The following is a 17,492-nucleotide window of genomic DNA, read 5'->3' on the forward strand; positions in this document are numbered from 1 at the left end:
ATAAATGTGTTATGCCTTTTTTGCTTTTCATTTGCTTAATTTTTAAGTCGTCATGATTAAACTAAAATACCGTACTATTGGACCGTTTGATAGATTGGATAAGGAACCATAGGTTCAGCGTCACAGATCCGCCCATTGTTTCAATGGAAGGTTTGTTCTCACTGCTGTTGCTTTTGCTGTTGAGTCTGGTTGCTGTATTTTTTCACCTTATTCGTATTTTCTTTAATTCCCCCGTTGACTTTTCAATGGACTGGAATTTATTTTTAAGCTGGATTCCGCTGATTACTGCTTTCCTGGCCGATAATTTCACAAAACGTTTCGGCAGCATTCCATTAACGCTGATCATTTTAACCACGCTCTGGCTCGCATTTTTTCCGAATGCGCCTTATATGATCACGGATCTGGCTCACCTAACCGTTGACTACCACCGAGATCTGACCTGGCATGATGTAATTATGCTCTTCTTTTACGCAGAAGTAAGCCTTTTCAATGGTTTGGTGTCGCTATACTGGATTCACCGTTCGTGGCGCCGTGTTTTTTCCAGGCGTGTCAGCATTACATTCCTTTTATTAAGCCTTCCGCTGGCCGGCTTTGGCGTTTACCTGGGAAGGGTCAGGCGCATGAACAGCTGGGACATTATCCATGATCCAAGGGCTATCCTGAACAACCTGATTGAAAGCGCGATGGACCGGACCGCCTGGGTTTTCAGTATGGAAATTGGCATGTTGCTAGGGATTTTATATCTGGTGCTGTGGGTTATCGTTCGTTTCAGGATCAGGTATAGCAAGAAGAATCAGGCAGTGGAGTAGGGATTTAGTCATGAAATCAATGTCACTTTGATATGCAGATATCCGATAACGTTAAGGACTCTTATTCTTCACAATATAATGATGACTCCGTTTCCTGGCGCAACACCGGTGCCAAATACAAGGCGCGTAACATTGTAGCACTTTCCAGACACATTAAATTCAAAAATGTGCTCGAAGTAGGCGCAGGGGAGGGAAGTATCCTGAACTGGCTTTCTCAGTGGGATTTTTGCCAGGACCTTAATTGCGTTGAAATTTCGGAAAGCGGCATTGGCTTAATCAAGTCAAAGCAAATCAAGCACCTGAACGACGTCCTGCTTTTTGACGGATACCAAATCCCTTATCCGGATAACCATTTTGATCTGGTTATCTGTTCGCATGTCTTGGAGCACGTCGAGCATGAGCGCATCCTTTTAAGGGAAATCAAACGGGTCTCTAAATATCAGATTTTCGAAGTGCCCATTGATTTTTCTTTTTATGTAGATAAAAAAGTCAAGCATTTCCTATCCTACGGGCACATTAACATTTACACGCCTGCATTACTCCGGTTCCTGCTGATGTCTGAGAACTTTCAGATCAAAAAGGACATTTGCCATCTTTATGATGACGAAGTGATCAAGCCGCTTTTTAAAAACAATCCCTCAGGTTTTTATCTAACAAAAATCAAGCATTTCGTTTTGCGGCTCTTTCCATATCTGATGGGCATCAAGCCGAATGCTTATGCGGTGCTGACAGAGAAAACAGAGAAGGATCTCTCCATATTTTAAGTGACAGCGCCGACACATTCACCCCTTCAAATCCTTTATCAGGACACGGATCTCGTAGCAATCAATAAACCAAACGGACTGCTCGTCCACCGCTCACCGATTGCAGCAGATGCAGACGTCTTCGCAGTCCAGATACTCCGGGACCAGCTCGGCCAAAAAGTATATCCCGTTCACCGTCTCGACCGAAAAACTTCCGGCGTACTGCTCTTTGCATTGAACGAAGAAATGAACAGCCTGATGCAGCAACAGTTTCAGGAAGGAAAAGTTGAAAAAACCTATCACGCCATTGTCAGAGGCTACACGCCCGATCAGCTTGACATTGATTACCCATTAAAAAGAGAAGACGGCACGATCCAGGAAGCCTTCACCTCACTGCGCACCCTTGAAAGAACAGAAGTGAATTTCGCCATCGGAAAGCACCCGACGTCCCGCTACTCGCTGGTAGAGCTAAAACCCACCACCGGCCGCATGCACCAGCTGCGCAAACACATGGCCCACATTTTCCATCCCATCATCGGCGATAGGCCGCATGGATGTAACAAGCAGAACCGTTATTTTAAGGAGGAGTTAGGGATGAGTACAATGATGCTGCATGCGTTAGAAATAGCATTTCAGGTGCCAAACAAAACCGGGGAGATGCAAATACGTGCCAACTTCCAGCCAGATTTTCTTGAAGTTTGCCAAAAGCTTTCATTCCGGAGCCAGCTCATCGAAGGACCGGATAATTTTTAGAAGCTGGGCGCCAACTTAAACTTCACTTGCCAACATTAAACCCCTCAATTTCCCTAAGCATCTGCAAAGACTTGATTACAGGATCCCAATCCTTACCCCTGAAAAGCAGTTTAAACCACTTCCTATCCCGGTTTTCATACTTAATGTTGAAGAAAAGCCATAGAGCCGCCACCAAAAAGATTAATGTTACAATCACCTGGGCGGTTAACCATCCTTGGTTGGCAAACATTTTTTGCTGGATGCTGAAAGTCGTCCAGACAGGTGCATGCAGAAACATCAGCTTGTATATCCATAGCGTAGAGCTTTTTAACTTCGCCAATCGGAACTGTGTTGTTAGCAGTGGCTCGCCCAGGTCTGTTTGATAGATCAATGCAAGCTGGTAAATATAGATTGCGATGACAATTGTCAAGAGCACGGCATGCGTAGCGATCGAAAACCAGAAAAACGGGCTGGCGTAGGCGTAGGTTTGATACAGCACAGAGCTCAGGAAAGCGATCCATAACAAGCTGCCCATGACTATAAAAAGCTTCATGGGAACCATCGAGCTCACCAACGACTTGATTTTGATAAGCGTAATGGCACTGGCATTCTGCCGGTTCAAAACCAGGTTTTCTTCAAGTTTCTGATCATAGGAACGCCACAAGGCGATCAATTCTGACTCCTGCATATGCTTAGGGTTTTAATGTTGCAAATTTTTGTTTGAGCTGCTCTTTAATGCGGAAAACTTTGGTCGAAACATTTGAAACGCTTATGCCCAGAATATCGGCAATCTCCTGATGGCTCCGATCTTCCAGATAGAGCAGGATAAGCGCACGGTCAAAGTCATTCAGCTGCCGGATAAAGCGGTGAAGCATGGAGAATTCCGAATCCGGATCCACCTGTTCGTCCGTGGCGATCAAGCTGATAATATCCTCAGTTAGAGCCTGATTTCGTTTGTCGCGGCTCGACTGTTTCCGGTAAAAAGAAATTGACACGTTCAATGCAATGCGGTATATCCAGGTGGTTATCCTAAACTGATCATTGTATTTGGGATAAGCTTGCCAGAGCTGTATGATAATTTCCTGCAAAAGGTCCTTCCTGTTTTCTCTGTCCTTACAATACGCATTGGCCACTTTAAAAATGATCCCCTTATTGTCCTCAATCATATTCAGGAAGTTGTCTTTGTCAGAGGGCTGCATGAGGATTCTTATTTTTTTTCGCTTGGGAAACAACGTGGGTTCAGACAATTATTCGCAACACCGGTAATTAAATCACAGAATTACACGAATTTTTTGCAGTTAATATCCCAGGAAGCACACGATCAATAGTGCTTGGTGCTGTAAGCATACAACTTGCTTGCCAACATTTCTACGATCAGTTACTAATAGTTGAATCAAAATAATTGTATTGAAACTAAAACTAATTGTATTTTTATAGATGAATGAAGAGGTACATGATGTTGACGTCGAAAAAAACGACGCCGTTCCGCTTTCTGTTTTGGAACAAAAAAGATTGAAGACACTGCTAAGCTATTCAATTCTGGATACGGCAGGGCAGGAAGAGTTTGATGGTCTTGCAGATCTGGCCTGCCTGGCGTGCGAGGCGCCAGTATGCATCATTACATTTATTGATCAAAAAAGGCTTTGGATTAAGTCCAGCCGCGGAACCCAGCTAAGCGAAATCGATCGCAGAACCTCTTTTTGTCAGTATACCATCCTGCAAGGTTCGGTTTTTGAAATCGAGGATGTCAGCCTGGATGATCGCTTCCGGGGCAACGACTTACTGAATGAACAACCTGACCTTCGTTTTTACGCAGGCTACCCACTTACGGATCCCGCAGGCTACCCGCTGGGCGCGATCTGTGTGCTGGACAATAAAGTCCGAAAACTTACCGAGGTTCAAAGCAAGTCGCTGCAACTGATTGCTTCCCAGGTTATGGCCCTGGTCACATATCACAAAGAACGCATGCATGCTGGCATACAGCGGCAGGGCAATGATAACGCCTTCATTAAAGAAAAAACGAGCAGCGAGGAAAAACTCAAATCATTTTTTGAGAGCTCACAGGGGCTCATGTGCACCCATGATCTGGATGGCAACTTTACCGCCGTTAACTCTGTTGGGGCGGATCTTTTGGGATATACCGTAGAGGAATTTTTGAAAATGAATTTGCTGGATGTGACCCCTCAAAAACACCGGCAAGGCTTACGGGATTACTTCCAGCAGATTACGAATTCGGGCAAATCCAGCGGTTTGATGACGACCGTGCATAAGGACGGGCGTCAGGTCATTTGGAGTTACCGCAATGCACTGGTTATGGACGGAAATGGACACGGTTATGTTGTGGGTAACTGCATAGACATTACCCAAATGCATAATCAGGCCAAGGAACTGCTCCGAACTCAGCAAATGCTCATGCAAACCAGCCTTATTGCAGGCATAGGAGGTTGGGAATACAATTTGAACGAAAAAGAACTCTACTGGTCTGATCTGGCTAGTAAAATTTACCAGCAGGATCCTGATTTGAAGCTCAATCTAGATAATGTGCTGAACCTATACAAGGACGGTGAGAGTAGGGAAAAAGTGATAAAAGCCATAGCGGATGCCACCAATTATGGCACGGCTCATGACATAGAAGTTCAGATTTTAACAGGTAAGCACGAAGAGCGCTGGGTGCGACTCGTTGTCAATGCCGAGTTCAGAAAAGGGAAATGTAAAAAACTTTACGGGACGGTTCAGGACATTGATGAGAAGAAAAAAACAGCGTTGCAGGTTGAGCATACCAAAGAGCAGCTTAGCATGCAGCAGGCGCGCCTGCTGGCATTTGTCGAGCACATTCCTGCCGTTGTGGCCATGCTCGACAATGATATCCGGTATCTGGCTGTAAGCCGCAAGTGGGAACAGGAATATGGATTGCGTAGCCAAGATATTATTGGCATAAGCCATTACGATGTCTTTACAGATACAGATCAGGAATGGAAGGATATACACCGACAGGCCCTTGCAGGCAAACGCATGCTGCGTGGAGAACAAGTATCCCGACCGGATGGATGGAGCCATGACCGGTATCTGACCTGGGAAGTCTGGCCCTGGTTTCAGTTTGATGGCGCCATTGGGGGCATTATAACGCTCATTCAGGATGTAACGGAAATTGAGCTGCACCGCCAGGAACTAAAAACGGCCCGTCATCTGGCTGAACAAGCCAATATGGCCAAGTCAGAGTTTTTGGCCAACATGAGCCATGAGATACGAACGCCCTTGAATGGCGTAATCGGCTTTACGGACCTGGTTCTTAAAACGCATATGAGCGATACGCAGAAGCAATATCTGAGCTTCGTTCACCAGTCTGCCAACACATTGCTGAGCATTATCAATGATATTCTGGATTTTTCCAAAATTGAAGCGGGTAAGCTCGAACTGGATATTGACAAATATGATATCTATGAGATAGCAGCGCAAACGGCCGACATTATTTCGTTTCAGGTACAAAACAAAGGACTGGAAATGCTGCTGGACATCCCAGCCTGTCTGCCGCAGTATGTCTGGGTGGATGATATCAGGCTGAAACAGGTGTTAATAAATTTATTAAGCAATGCAGCCAAATTTACCGAGTGCGGAGAGATTGAGTTAAAAATTGAAATTCTGGACTACCGACCGGAAAATGACGATATGATTACTTGCCGCTTTATTGTGCGTGATACAGGCATCGGCATCCGTAAAGAGAAGAAAGCCAAAATATTTGAAGCTTTCCTGCAGGAAGACGGTTCAACAACGAAGCGGTATGGAGGAACCGGGCTAGGGCTGACGATCTCCAATCAGCTTCTGGCCCTTATGGGTAGCAGCCTTCATCTGGATAGTGCCGTTGGGGTTGGCAGCACGCTATACTTTGATCTGACCATGAAGTCAGAAGCCGGCGATATAAATCCAAACCAGGCTATCACCAACATTGACCGGGTGCTGATCGTTGACGATAATACCAAAAGCCGCCAGCTGATAGAACGAATGCTGGCCCAGCTGGGAATCAAATCAGATCAGGCTGAAAATGGGGCGCAGGCATTGGATATACTTTCGGCTGACATGGCTTATAATGTTGCGTTAATAGATTATCACATGCTCCATATGGATGGACTGGAAACGGTTCGCCGTATCCGGCAGACACTTTCGGCCGCTCAGCTTCCTATTATCTTACTTAACAGCTCGGCAGATGACGCTGTCGTTCTTCGCGCATCCCAGGAGCTGCATATTAACTCGCGGTTGATGAAACCAATTAAATTGGGGAATATAGCGCTTTCACTTGCCAATTTGTCGCCTGTTGAACCCCAGCAGCAAACTCCCGCTGCGGCTGAGGAACAGGGTTTTACTTCCAAAGCACTTACTATTCTTGTTGCCGAGGATCATCTCATTAATATGATCCTTGCCAAAACCGTCATTAAAAAGCTTGCAGTGAATGCAACGATATGGGAAGCGGCCAACGGCCTGGAAGCGTTGGCGCTGTGTCAGAAGCAGTTACCGGATTTGATTTTTATGGACATTCAGATGCCGCTGATGAATGGTCATGAGGCAACTTCGCAGATCAGGAAGCTGCCGGGTGCTGATAAAGTGCCCATTGTCGCCTTGACTGCCGGAAATGTAATGGGAGAAAAAGAACGATGTCTTGAAGCCGGTATGGACGATTTCGTGGCCAAACCATTTGTGCAAAATGCAATCTGGCAGGTATTTGAGCGGTTTTTAGATTTGAACGATCATTCCAAATAGAACGAATGCAAGCAATATGGATGTATTATCGATATTGCTTCACTGACCAATCTTTAAGGAATCTCATGGCATTGGCGCGAGTTTAGTATACATGATAGTGGCGTCTATATCGAATATAGCGTAACAGTAGTGCTTTCGTATTAATCTAAATAACGGGATGAGTAAATTTAAAGTAGAAGTTTTGTCTTTTGAGCACATTCAGGAATTGCCTGGATCCTGGGAAAAAAATAATTTGGTAAACCTCTTGGAGGCAATGGATTACCAAAATCCCAACGAAATAAAGGAAGCTGAGTTGAAGGAAATGTGCATGATGTCGCTGACTGATTTTGAACCGGAAGAGGCGGCAAAAATCGTTTTGGATTACACCATCGCCGGGCGCTTGACAGAGGGCCAGATACAAAATCTATCCCATGAGATCTTAACTGAAAAACTTTGGGAAGAATACCCGGAGCTAGCCTTGCATCCGGATCTTTACCGCTCCACGCAGCTGCTATACGAGGCTTTTAACGGAAAGTTCCCACGCGTCGAAGCAGTCCAGTTTACGATTCAAATAAGCGGAGACATCAGTATTTTCAATGAAAATCCCGAGGCACCCATCGTCCGTATACTTGCTGCCGGCATGTCCGACAGGAGCCTGATCCATCGTCTGTTTTCTGAGCAGATTGAAAGCAGCCACTTTGAAGAGGCCAAGGATATCATCTGGCAATTAAAGCAGGTTTCCCAAAGTGAGACATCGGTTACCTATGAAATCGTCAGCTCATCATACTGGCTCGATGAAATCAAATATGCTGATAGCTACGAAGCCGAAACGCATGCCGACGCTGCTGACGATGAGGTAGGTCGGTAGCGTGCTAAAAATACTTAGTACATTTAAGAAAACCCCTAAATTTGTTTCTTAATAATTACGCTCTACAAACCAATGAAAACCCTCCACATTTTAGTTGCAAGCCTGTTAATATTTGCATCCTGCCAGTCCAAGAAAACGGATCAGAATAGCCCGGTAACGGCCAGTTCTGACAATGAAAAACTTCTCAAAGATTACTTTGACAAGTTCAATCAGCACAATTGGAAGGAGATGGCAGCCATGTATTCAGATACGGCAGAATTTAAAGATCCATCGCTGGGGCAGGGTATTGTCAAACAGTCCCACGAGCAGATCATCAAGAAGTATGGCGAGTTGCAGCAAATGATCCCGGATGTTCGCGATAGTCTTGTCAATATGTATCCTTCGGGCGATAAACACATGATCGTCGAGTTTATCTCGACGGGCACCGCGCCTGACAAGTCAAAATTTACGATGCCCATCTGCACCATTTTTACAATAGTAGACGGGAAGATTACACAGGATTTTACCTACTACGACAATTTTACCGAGTAGCTCAGAAGCCCGCCTTTTATTTGAGCAATGATCGCTAAGAGGGAACTCTGTGGCCAGCTAAATGTTTTTTACTAACAGTATTATTATTGTTAGTAAAAACAGATATGGCAGACAAACTTATTGAAGATATACCTTTTTCCATTCTTGATCTTGCACCAATCACCGAAGGGAATAATGCATCCGTAACATTTAAAAACAGCCTACGACTCGCACAGCGTGTCGAAGAGCTGGGCTATAACCGGTACTGGCTTGCCGAGCATCATAATATGGAAAGTGTTGCCAGCTCGGCAACTTCGGTTTTGATCGGCTACATTGCCGGTGGCACAAAGAAAATCCGTGTAGGCAGTGGAGGCATTATGTTGCCCAATCACGCCCCGCTGGTCGTTGCCGAGCAGTTTGGCACGCTTGACTCGCTTTACCCGGGGCGTATAGATCTGGGACTCGGACGCGCCCCGGGAACCGACCAGGTTACTGCTCGCGCGCTCAGGCGCAACTACATGGAATCTGCTCAGGATTTTCCCGATGATGTGATTGCATTGCAAAACTATTTTTCGCCGGACAATAAAAACGCCAAAGTCCGCGCTATTCCCGGTGAAGGAGCAGACATACCAATCTGGATATTGGGTTCGAGTACCGACAGTGCGCAGCTGGCTGCCCACCTGGGATTACCTTATGCATTCGCGAGCCATTTTGCACCGACTCATTTCCTGACTGCTATTGAGCTTTACCGCCGCAATTTCAGGCCCTCTCAGTATCTTGCCCAGCCATATGTAATGGCGTGCGTAAATGTAATTGCAGCAGACACCAATCAGGAAGCTGAGCGGATTGCTACCTCTTTCTTTCAGCTGGCTACGGGCATTATTACGGGCAAACGCCGGCCTTTGCAGCCACCCGTGGAAAGCATGGACGGACTCTGGGGCGACTACGAAGAAGCGGCCGTCAGACAAATGATGAAATATACTTTTATCGGTGATCAGAAGAAGATTAGTGCTGACCTGGCTTATTTCCAGCGGCATACGCAGCTTGACGAGCTAATGGTTACCAGCCACATCTATGATCCTGATGCGCGCATCCACAGCTATGAAATCCTGAAAGGCGTTCAGAATCAGGTATTAGCAGCGCATTCAGCATGATGATAACTGCCGGGTAGTCTACTGTTCTGATGGAGGCGGCGTCTTTGTTCCCCATTGCTCGTTGGGCTTATCGCCCATGACAAAGCTTAGGGTGCCGCCTTTCATCAGCTCATCACGATACAGCCAGCAGTTATCCAGAGCAGCTCCGTTGAATGTTGCCGATTGGACATATACATGATCCTTGCCGTTATTTTTTGTTTCAATCACAAGGGTTTTACCATTGCCCAAAGTAATGGTAACCTTATCAAATAAGGGACTGCCCAGTTCTATCACCGGCCTTTGATCTGTAAAGCCTTTTACATCAAAGAGTCCCAGTGCATTCATTACATACCAGGATCCGAGCTGTCCCTGGTCCTCATCCTGTCCGTAACCATAGCCATGTATGGGCTCGGTTCCGTAAAATTCGCGCCCGATGGCCCGGGTCCATTTCTGGGTCAACCACGGTTTTCCTGAGAAATTAAATAACCAGCTGGTATGCAGGTTTGGCTGGTTTCCGTGGTTATAAATGGAATTAACCCCGGCAAATGCATCAATGGTTTTACCGCCGCCAAAACCCAGTTTTTCAGAAACAGTAAAAATGCTGTCGAGCCTGCTATTGAAATTGTCTTTGCTAATGGCATCGATGAGGCCGGCCGGGTTATGCGGGACATAGAATGTGTATTGTACCGAGTTTCCTTCCTGAAAGCCGCGCCATGGCTGATACGGATCAAACTTACCTACAAAAGTGCCATCTATCTTCTTGGGCTGCATCAGCTTGTTTTGCGGGTTGAAAATATGCCGCCAGCCGTTTGATAGTTTAATGAGCTGACCATAATCCTGGGTTTTACCCAATGCTTTGGCCATCTGCGCGGCAGCAAATGCGCCGAAACTGTATTCCAATGTATGTGATCCTGAAAAATTAGATCCGGTGGAATCGGTGATGAAATCCTGTCCTGTCCGCTCTAAAAATGGCACGTAGCCATGCGCTGTAAAGGCTTTGGTATCCAGCTTACCAGCGCCGACGGGCCGATTTTTATAATTTAGCTCGTTTGCCTTGATCGCATTATAGGCAAATTCCACATCGTAATTGCGGATACCTGCATTGTAGGCGCCTGCGATGGCCAGCCCCACAAAGTTGGTTCCTACGCCTGATACAAATTCACTGTTGGCAATGCCATCACCAAACCAGCCTTTATCCTTGAAAATCTGCAAATGTGTATTGACAAAACTGCCATACCACTCGGGGTAGGACAGGGCCCACAGCTGGGTAATGTTCCAAAAGGCGCCCCATATAGCATCTGTATTGATGAATTCGTACGGCAGGTTCTTACTGTTTTGTACCGGAAGCTGCCCCGTCTTTCCGCCGTGCATGGGGTAGGCGCCGTTGACATCGCTGGCAATGCCTCTTCCCAGTAAGGCGTGATACAGACCGGTGTAGAATTTGATTTTGTTTTGCTCATCGCCGTCTTCAACTGCAATTTTCCCCAACTGCTGCTGCCAGATGGCCTGGGCCTGCGCTTTGGCCTTCTCAAAAGACAAACCCTTTGCCTCAGCAAGAAAATTTTGTTTTGCGTTCTGAATAGAGGTGTAGGACAGGCCGGTTTTAACTTCAATGATTTCCTTATTTTTTGTCTGGTAATGAAGCGCCAGGCCCGCACCCTTGCCTGCCGAGCTACGCTGGTTTGCTGTCACCTTATCAGCAGTGAAAGCTGTAACGGAGGCTGGCTTTTTGCTGAGCTCACCATAGAAGAACATGGCAATTTTTCCCTTGGGATCATATATTTTCACATATTTGGGATAGGTGATCACGTAGCCTTCAAAGTGCGTATCATCAAGCATTTCAATGCGGGCATCTGTTACAATGTCGCTTTCGCCCTGCTTGTTTCCAATATCAAGGATAATGTGGGATTGCTTGTGCTCTGGGAATGTATAGCGCTGAAAACCAACCCTTTTGGTGGCCGTAAGCTCAGCGGTAATGTTATAATCTTCCAGTAAAACCTTGTAGTAACCGGGCTGCGCCACCTGGCTTTTTCGGTCAAAGCCGGAACGATAACCTGTATGGGCAGAATCCAGATCACCCGGCTTGGTTTTGAGCGGTCCGGTCGCCGGCATATAGCTTACACCGCCTACCTGCCACTCATGAAAATGAACAAAACCTTCTATCGAATTTTGGCGCGTATCATAGCCAACGGCTTCCCATCCCGACGGATTGCCATAATGTCCGTTTGTAGAAGGAGCAAGTTTAGCCATGCCGTAAGGAACCGCAGCAGGTGTATAAAAAAACCAGCGGCTATGTGCAGTACCAATGTTTGGATCGACATATTTAAGAAAACTTTGCGCCTTAGCATGATGATATGCTGATAAGAACAACAGCCAGGCAATAACAACACGGAATTTGGCTTTCATAAAGGTAGATTTAGTAATCGCTTTTGGATCTTGTTTATAAACTTATGATCTTTTGTTTGTATTTTTCAATGTGTCAACATGCCGATCACAGATTCAGGCAAAATTTACCTAAACTATTTTTGTTTCACCATAATTTCTATACATTTAAATGTTCATACATACGAACATATTCTTTAGCGCTGACATTTATCGCAAACGAATGAAACTGCAACCCTTCTTTATTTACAGCATGCTGACTCTGCTGACGGCACTATCTTCCTGTGGCGGACAAAAGGTGCAGGATGAGGTCCATATCAATGAAAAGGAATTTACGGCAGAAGCTGATTCGGAGTGGACCAACATGTTCCTTAGAAAATCAGGATGGTTCGGCGGTGACGGGATATTTGCTATTCCGCTGTCGGGCCGCGATAGTGAGAAAAATGACAGTCTGCTGTTTCTGTTCAGTGATACAATGGTGGGAGAAATTCAGAGAGATTCCTTGCAGCCACGCTTTGTCATGGTCAATAACTCCGTGTCGCTACTAAAAGGTAAAACGGCTGATTCCTCCAAGATGGCATTCAAAATAGCCAGCCAAAACGGAACCTATAAAGCCATTTTCAGCCCCAAGACAAACAAGCCGGACAAAGACACCTACTTTTGGCTGGGCGATGGGTTTGTTAATCCCGATGCAGGTAAAGACCTTTTTATTTTTGCTTATCAAATCACCAATACGCACGATAAATCGCCTTTTCCTTTCAAGGAAACGGGTAATGTATTGATCCGCGTGCCAGCCGGAAGTCCTTTTCCTTATGCCGACCAGCAGCAAAAACCGCTTCCATTCAATGACTACAAAAGTGAAGGGGAGACCATATCTTTTGGAGCAGGCATTTTTAACAACACTGCGTCTGCGGGAGAGGCCGAGCCGGATGGTCTTGCATATGTTTATGGGATAAAAGGCAAAAGCAAGCAGCTCGTTTCGGCCCGGGTTAAGCCCGGACAGATCGATGCCTTCAGCGAATGGGAGTTTTGGAATGGCCAGGGCTGGTCTAAGGATGTCAAGTCCGTGAAAGCATTGAGCGATTCAGTCTCCAATGAAATGAGCGTAAGCCGGCTGGCCAAAGGCAAATACGCATTGGTTTATCAGCTGGGCAGTATTTTTCCTCAGATTTGCATGCAGCTCGGCCCCACGCCCGTAGGCCCGTTCGGCCCCAGGATTGTGCTTTATAAAACCACAAATGATATCCAGGACCCGGATTTGTTTACTTATAATGCCAAAGCGCACCCGGCATTGTCAGCGCCGGGCGAGCTACTGATTTCCTATAATGTGAATAGTTTTAAATTTTTTGAGATTATCACAAAAAAGCCTAACCTGTATCGCCCGCGGTTTGTAAGGGTTAAGTTCAGCCAACAATCTTCCCAAACAAACCATTGAGTATGATAAGCGAAGAGACCGATACATTACCAGCTAAAAACCGGCTGCCCTACATCATGCTCATTACCAGCGTTGCTGCATTCGGAGGCTTTCTATTTGGCTACGATACAGCCGTGATCGCCGGGGCGATTGGTTACCTGCAAGTCAAATTCAATTTGTCTCCGCTGATGGTGGGCTGGGCTGCCAGCAGCGCCATATGGGGTTGTGTGCTGGGAGCCATGTCGGCGGGTTATCTCAGCGATCGCTACGGCCGCAAGGCCGTTCTGATCGCCACTGCGGTTCTTTTTGCGCTGCCCGCCTACGGCTCAGCGGTTGTTAATGATCTGACGAGCTTCATTATCATGCGGCTGCTTGGGGGCATTGGGGTAGGGGCGGCTTCCATGCTGTGCCCCATGTACATTTCTGAGATTGCCCCTTCGCGCCTGCGGGGCCGTCTGGTGACGCTCTATCAGCTTGCCATCGTGCTGGGAATTAACATTATATACGTCATTAATCTGAAAATAAGCCAGGCGGGTGACCAGGCCTGGAACATTGAATACGGCTGGCGGTATATGCTGGGCTCGGAGGTGATTCCGGCCGTAGTGTTCTTTATATTATTGTTCTTTGTGCCCGAAAGTCCACGGTGGCTGGCAGCACAAGCCAAAGATGAAGCCGCTAAGAAGATCCTCGAAAAGATCAACGGTAAAGCCGTTGCCCAGCAGATATTTACAGAGATCTCCAAAAGTCTGCGCGACGAAAAAGGCAGGCTAAGCGATTTATTGGACCCAAAGCTTCGTAAGCCACTTTTGATCGGTATTGTGCTGGCACTTTTTTCACAGATTACCGGCATCAATGCAGTCATTTATTATGCACCCGAAATATTCAAAAGCATTGGTTTTGGCGCCGAATCGGCTTTTACACAGACCATCATTATCGGCGTAGTCAACATGCTCTTTACGTTGGTGGCCATCTGGCTTATCGATCGGGCCGGCAGGCGAAGTCTTCTGATCTGGGGTGTGGCCGGCATGATCATCTGCCTTTTTGCCACAGGAATCTGCTTTTATTTTCATTTCGACAAAGGACCTTGGGTGCTTATATTTATCCTGGGCTACATTGCCAGTTTTGCCGTATCGCTGGGGCCCATTCCTTGGGTGCTGATGTCTGAGATATTCCCCACCAAGATCAGGGGGATTGCTATGTCGGTGGCTACATTGATATTATGGATGGGTGTTGTGGCCATCACGCAGCTTACGCCCTATTTTTTGGGAACATTCGGCGGGGCGGTTACATTCTGGATTTTCATGCTGAATGCAGTCATTATATGGATTTTTACAATTAAAAAAATCCCGGAAACCAAAAACAGGTCCCTGGAAGAAATTGAAAGAAGCTGGTAGGGATCAAAGAATAAACTGGGAAAGGCTATTGCAGAATCTGAAATGAAAGACATTTTTATAGGAGTTGATTTTGGCGGCACCCGCATCAAATTAGGGATTGTTTTTCAGGGGCAGATCATTGCCGACGCCAACATTGAAGCGGCCTCCGAGCTGAGCTTTGAGCAAAGGCTCGCCGATATTGCTTTGGAGATGAAGCATTTGCTATCGCAAGGCGCGTACAGGCTGATAGGGATCGGTTTTGCCTTTCCCGGCATTGTCAATTTTTATACAGGCAGGATTTTATCCAAATATGTAAAATATCCGGGCGCTGAAAATGTAGATCTGCAGGCGTGGGCAAAAGTGAATTTTGGCGTTCCCATAGCCGTTGAAAATGATGCCCGGGCCGCACTCATAGGGGAATGGAAACATGGCGCAGGCATGATGAGCACCGATCTGGTGCTGGTAACATTGGGAACCGGCGTAGGCACAGGCGCCCTGGTCAATGGCGCGCCGCTGCGGGGAAAGAACTTTATAGGCGGCAACCTGGGAGGGCATTCCACCATCAACTTTGAGGGAAGCATCTGCAACTGCGGCAATGTGGGCTGCGTGGAAAGTGAAAGCTCCACCTGGGCGCTGACCCAGATTGCAAAAGCATCTGCCGAATTTGCTTCAAGCAAACTGGCAGAGTTACAGATCATTGATTTTAAAAACTTGTTTGAGCTGGCAGCTCAGGGCGACGCGCTGGCCATAACATTGCAGGAGCGCTGCCTGAAAGTCTGGTCGTTATGCGTGATTAACCTGATCCATGCCTATGATCCCCAGAAAGTTATTTTTGGCGGAGGGATCATCAAAAGCAGTCACATTATTTTGCCCTATATCAAAGAAATGCTCGATAAGCACAGCTGGATCGGCTCTGGCGATGTGGATCTGGTTGTGGCTGCCCGTCCTGAACATGCGGGGATATTGGGTGTATATGAATTATTGAAACAAAAAATTACTGATAATGCAATCGAATTACGATAAGTATCCATACGTTGAAATTAGTGAATCCTCGGAGCTGTGTTTTGCTGGCTGGCAGCATATTTTCGATGAAATAATGCGGCTCGCTGAGCTGAAAGGCCAAAGCAAAACCGTGATCTGCATGGACGTGTATCATGGCGTGGACGCAGCAGAAATGCTGGATGCCATAAAGGCGCATCTGCCAGCAGCCACAGTTATCCAAACAAATGCTTGCCTGAAAGATGCAGCTCAGATCCAGCAAATGGTGTTTCCGTATGTAACCGATGATGCTATTTTTGGCAGAATCAATAATCTTCAAATCCATGACTTTTTTGATGGGCCCAAGCTGGAAAAACAAAAAGACCAGATTCGAGATTTAGCCTCAGGCACAGTGGTGGTTTTCGGAGAAGGAGCGGCGCTGTTTGCTGACGCGGACATTTTAATTTATGCAGATTTGGCGCGCTGGGAAATCCAGAAGAGAATGAAGCGCGGACAGGTAGGCAATTTTGGAGTCAATAATCTTGATGAGAGCTTTGCAGCAAAATACAAACAGGGATATTTTCTGGACTGGCGGGTTTTTGACAAGCATAAGCTCGCTTTTTTCGATCAGATAGACTTTTTCATGGATGCCAACATTGCCGGCCAGCCCAAAATGCTGGGCGCTGAGATATACCGCAGCGGTTTGGATCAGACCGTCGGTCGTCCCTTCCGGGTTGTGCCTTTCTTTGATCCAGGCCCGTGGGGAGGACAATGGCTGAAAGAAGTCGCCGATCTGGACCGGGATGAAATTAACTATGCCTGGGGTTTTGACTGTGTTCCCGAAGAGAACAGTCTGCATTTTAGGATTGGTGAGCACATCTTCGAGCTTCCCTCGATCAACCTGGTTCTCACCCGGCCGCAGCAGCTGCTTGGGCAGGCAGTCTACAATGAGTTTGGTGCCGAATTTCCGATCCGCTTTGATTTTCTGGACACCATGCAGGGCGGTAATCTGAGCTTGCAGGTGCATCCCACGCGGGCATATATCCAGGAGCATTTCGGCATGAGCTATACCCAGGATGAGAGTTATTATTTCCTGGAAGCAGACCAGGATGCCTGCGTATATCTGGGAACACGTAATAAAGTAGATGCGGCGGCTATGATTGCCGACCTGGAAAAAGCCCAGAAAGAATTAACTGATTTTGATGCAGAGAAATATGTCAACAAACTGCCTGTAAAAAAGCACGACCACATTCTGATCCCTGCGGGAACGATCCACTGCTCTGGCAAAAATGCTGTGGTGCTGGAAATTTCAGCCACACCCTACATCTTTACTTTCAAATTGTGGGATTGGGGCCGCCTGGGCATGGATGGCAAGCCGCGGCCCATCAACATTGAGCACGGCAAAAATGTGATCGATTACAGCAGGGATGAGGATTGGGTAAAGCAGCATCTGGTGAATAACATTACCAGCATTTCGCTCAATGGTCATCTCAAAGAGGAGTCGACCGGCCTGCATGAAACGCAGTTCATTGAGACCCGCAGGCATTGGTTTGATTCGAAAGTAACGCACTATACCCACGGGACACTGAATGTGGTCAATCTGGTGGAAGGCAGCCAGGTGCTCGTGGAAAGTCCGGATAATCTGTTTGAGCCTTACGTGATCCATTATGCTGAAACCTTTATAGTGCCGGCTAGTGTGGCTGTTTACACCATTACGCCAGCAGGCAATGCGGCAGGGACAAAATGCGCCACGCTGAAAGCATACGTGAGAACTTAGCGGGTCTGGTTGCTTGAAAGGAATCTGAAATCGCTATTTTTG

Annotated in this window: 14 protein-coding genes; 11 read left to right on the forward strand and 3 right to left on the reverse strand. The window is 46.7% G+C overall.

Annotation, left to right across the window (positions count from 1 at the left end; translation table 11 throughout):
• Positions 1 to 77 precede the first annotated feature (77 nt).
• From NFI80_RS01055 to NFI80_RS01065, 3 genes are read left to right on the forward strand one after another with little or no spacing between them, the layout of a single operon-like run.
• Positions 78 to 809, forward strand: a complete 732-nt coding sequence (locus tag NFI80_RS01055) for a DUF1361 domain-containing protein (protein WP_235164387.1) — start codon at positions 78 to 80, stop codon at positions 807 to 809.
• A 32-nt stretch (positions 810 to 841) separates the two neighbouring features.
• Positions 842 to 1,573, forward strand: coding sequence for a class I SAM-dependent methyltransferase (locus NFI80_RS01060; protein WP_235164388.1), 732 nt, complete (start codon positions 842 to 844; stop codon positions 1,571 to 1,573).
• Positions 1,574 to 2,305 (forward strand): pseudouridine synthase, encoded by a 732-nt coding sequence (locus NFI80_RS01065; protein WP_235164389.1) that lies wholly within the window; start codon positions 1,574 to 1,576, stop codon positions 2,303 to 2,305.
• 22 nt (positions 2,306 to 2,327) lie between these two features.
• On the opposite strand, the gene NFI80_RS01070 is transcribed toward NFI80_RS01065, so the two are convergent.
• Positions 2,328 to 2,972 carry a hypothetical protein gene (locus NFI80_RS01070; RefSeq protein WP_235164390.1) on the reverse strand — a complete coding sequence of 215 codons (645 nt, stop codon included), beginning with the start codon at positions 2,970 to 2,972 and terminating at the stop codon, positions 2,328 to 2,330.
• 4 nt (positions 2,973 to 2,976) lie between these two features.
• A complete protein-coding gene (locus NFI80_RS01075) occupies positions 2,977 to 3,483 on the reverse strand; it encodes an RNA polymerase sigma factor (protein WP_235164391.1) in 507 nt (168 codons plus the stop codon).
• A 238-nt stretch (positions 3,484 to 3,721) separates the two neighbouring features.
• On the opposite strand from NFI80_RS01075, the gene NFI80_RS01080 reads away from it, so the two are divergent.
• From NFI80_RS01080 to NFI80_RS01095, 4 genes are all read left to right on the forward strand, one after another.
• Complete coding sequence (locus NFI80_RS01080) at positions 3,722 to 7,036, forward strand: response regulator (protein ID WP_235164392.1); 3,315 nt, start codon at positions 3,722 to 3,724, stop codon at positions 7,034 to 7,036.
• A 157-nt stretch (positions 7,037 to 7,193) separates the two neighbouring features.
• Positions 7,194 to 7,883: a hypothetical protein gene (locus tag NFI80_RS01085; RefSeq protein WP_235164393.1), complete on the forward strand. Its 690-nt coding sequence runs from the start codon at positions 7,194 to 7,196 to the stop codon at positions 7,881 to 7,883.
• 72 nt (positions 7,884 to 7,955) lie between these two features.
• Positions 7,956 to 8,414, forward strand: coding sequence for a nuclear transport factor 2 family protein (locus NFI80_RS01090; protein WP_235164394.1), 459 nt, complete (start codon positions 7,956 to 7,958; stop codon positions 8,412 to 8,414).
• 104 nt (positions 8,415 to 8,518) lie between these two features.
• Positions 8,519 to 9,547 carry an LLM class flavin-dependent oxidoreductase gene (locus NFI80_RS01095; RefSeq protein ID WP_235164395.1) on the forward strand — a complete coding sequence of 343 codons (1,029 nt, stop codon included), beginning with the start codon at positions 8,519 to 8,521 and terminating at the stop codon, positions 9,545 to 9,547.
• 18 nt (positions 9,548 to 9,565) lie between these two features.
• Here NFI80_RS01095 and NFI80_RS01100 read toward each other — a convergent pair whose 3' ends face one another.
• Positions 9,566 to 11,932: a GH92 family glycosyl hydrolase gene (locus NFI80_RS01100; protein WP_235164396.1), complete on the reverse strand. Its 2,367-nt coding sequence runs from the start codon at positions 11,930 to 11,932 to the stop codon at positions 9,566 to 9,568.
• A gap of 199 nt (positions 11,933 to 12,131) precedes the next feature.
• Between NFI80_RS01100 and NFI80_RS01105 the strand changes: the two genes are divergently transcribed.
• The 4 genes from NFI80_RS01105 to NFI80_RS01120 are packed head-to-tail and all read left to right on the forward strand — an operon-like array spanning position 12,132 to position 17,450.
• Positions 12,132 to 13,343, forward strand: a complete 1,212-nt coding sequence (locus NFI80_RS01105) for a DUF5005 domain-containing protein (RefSeq protein WP_235164397.1) — start codon at positions 12,132 to 12,134, stop codon at positions 13,341 to 13,343.
• 2 nt (positions 13,344 to 13,345) lie between these two features.
• A complete protein-coding gene (locus tag NFI80_RS01110; RefSeq protein WP_235164398.1) occupies positions 13,346 to 14,716 on the forward strand; it encodes a sugar porter family MFS transporter in 1,371 nt (456 codons plus the stop codon).
• Positions 14,717 to 14,758: 42 nt separating this feature from the next.
• Positions 14,759 to 15,718, forward strand: coding sequence for an ROK family protein (locus NFI80_RS01115; protein WP_235164399.1), 960 nt, complete (start codon positions 14,759 to 14,761; stop codon positions 15,716 to 15,718).
• Positions 15,699 to 17,450 (forward strand): class I mannose-6-phosphate isomerase, encoded by a 1,752-nt coding sequence (locus tag NFI80_RS01120; RefSeq protein ID WP_235164400.1) that lies wholly within the window; start codon positions 15,699 to 15,701, stop codon positions 17,448 to 17,450. The genes NFI80_RS01115 and NFI80_RS01120 overlap by 20 nt, the downstream gene beginning before the upstream one ends.
• Positions 17,451 to 17,492: the final 42 nt, after the last annotated feature.

The sequence above is a fragment of the Dyadobacter chenhuakuii genome, assembly GCF_023821985.2.
Lineage (GTDB): Bacteria > Bacteroidota > Bacteroidia > Cytophagales > Spirosomataceae > Dyadobacter > Dyadobacter chenhuakuii.